Annotated in this window: 1 protein-coding gene; it reads left to right on the top strand. The window is 42.4% G+C overall.

Annotation, left to right across the window (positions count from 1 at the left end; genetic code table 11):
- Positions 1-117: 117 nt before the first annotated feature.
- Positions 118-1,785, top strand: coding sequence for an IS1182 family transposase (locus tag DWY57_RS20610; RefSeq protein ID WP_119962363.1), 1,668 nt, complete (start codon positions 118-120; stop codon positions 1,783-1,785).
- The last annotated feature ends 65 nt before the right edge of the window (positions 1,786-1,850 follow it).

Below are 1,850 nucleotides of genomic sequence, written 5' to 3'. Positions count from 1 at the left end.
GAGGTTGTGTCAAAATGCTGACACAGCCTTTTTTTATGCGCAAAGCCCAGACTTTCTCAAGCCCGGGCTTTGTTATTACCCAAAGTTTTCGTATCTTTAGGCATAAAGTTTTTCGTTATGGCAAAGTTGCATTTTCGTCCTTACATTCCCAACCAAACCGTTCTTTTTCCACAAAGAATTGATGAAAACATAGCTGCGAACGACCCGGTCCGCATCGTGAATGCTGTTATTGACAACCTCAATCTTGAGAGTTTCAAGAAGCTTTATAAGGAAACGGGCCGTTGTCCTTATCATCCTAAAATGATGCTTAAGGTGATAATCTACGCCTACATGAATAATATCTATTCTTGCCGTAAAATAGAGAAGCACCTCCTTCGTGACATTCATTATATTTGGCTTGCCGGTAATGAGCATCCGGATTTTATCACGATCAACCGTTTTCGTAACCGTGTAAAGGAGGAAATAAATAATGTATTTACCCAGTTGATTTTTGTCCTTGCCGATAAAGGTTTCATCAGCCTTGATGTGGAGTATATTGACGGCACCAAGATTGAATCCAAAGCCAACAAATATACTTTTGTCTGGCGCAAGACAGTCGAACGGAACCGTACGAGACTAATGGATAAAATCCGTATTCTCTTGGAGCAGGTGGATGAAACCATTGCACAGGAGAACTCTATAAAAGACACATCCGTGGAGTTTACTTCCTGCAGGCTCTCTGACATAGTGGATGAACTTAAAGAAGCCCTGGAACGCCAGCCTGCAACAAAGGATAAGGAAGAAAAGAAAGCCCTGCGCAAAAAGAAGAAGCAGGTCAGGGAACTTGAAGGGTATCGTGACAAGCTGATAGAATATGACAATCACCTTGATACCCTTGGAGAACGTAACTCCTATTCCAAGACCGATCCTGGTGCCACATTCATGCGCATGAAAGAAGATGCCATGAAGAACGGGCAGACCAAACCCGGATATAATCTGCAAATAGGTACTGAAAACCAATTTATCACAGACTTCCGTCTGTTTCCCAACCCTACCGATACACTGACCCTCATACCTTTTTTCCACTCTTTCCAGTACCGCTATAACCGTTTACCGAATATCTGCGTGGCAGACTCCGGTTACGGTTCGGAAGAAAATTACCGGTTCATGCAGGAGAATGGGATAGAAGCCTTCATCAAGTACAATTACTTCCATAAAGATAAAGAACAGCGTCCCCGTTATACTCCCAACCCGTTCCATGCCGAAAGTCTCCATTACAATGCCCAAGAGGATTATTACGTTTGTCCTATGGGACAGCACATGAACCGTATAGGAACCAAACGTGACAAGACAGCGAGCGGATACATCACCGAAAGTGCCCGGTATAAAGCAAAAAGATGCGAAGGTTGCCCTTTGCGTGGCAGTTGTTTTAAAGCTCGGGGGAACCGTATTATAGAAGTCAACCACCGATTAAATCAATACAAACGGCAGGCACGGGAAAGGTTGCTCTCAGAAGAAGGTATCAAGCATAGAGGCAGGAGGTGTATAGAACCAGAAGCTGTGTTTGGACAAATGAAATACAACATGGCATACAGAAGATTCCGGCATGTGGGAGAAGACAAGGTTACAATGGACTTTGCTTTCTTTGCTATAGCCTTTAATATCAAAAAAATGTGTGCTAAACTGATAAAAGAAGGAAAGGGGCTCATTACAGTTGCCAAATATTTGTTTATGGGACTATTTATAACCCGATATAATTGGAATATAGCAACTTGCTGCCAAATGCATGAGGAAAAAGTAGCATAGCCAAAAGAAAATATAGCAGAACTTAAAATATAAAAGAGGTTGTGCCAACGTTTTGACACAACCTC

The sequence above is a fragment of the Bacteroides sp. AF25-5LB genome (genome assembly GCF_003602965.1).
Taxonomy (GTDB): Bacteria; Bacteroidota; Bacteroidia; order Bacteroidales; family Bacteroidaceae; genus Bacteroides; species Bacteroides uniformis.
The sequence above is the reverse complement of the archived record's forward strand: the minus strand, read 5'-3'. Positions and strand labels throughout refer to the sequence as shown.

Coding starts and splice junctions, on each gene's coding strand:
- DWY57_RS20610 (WP_119962363.1), top strand. CDS start 118: ATGGCAAAGTTGCATTTTCGTCCTTACATTCCCAACCAAACCGTTCTT.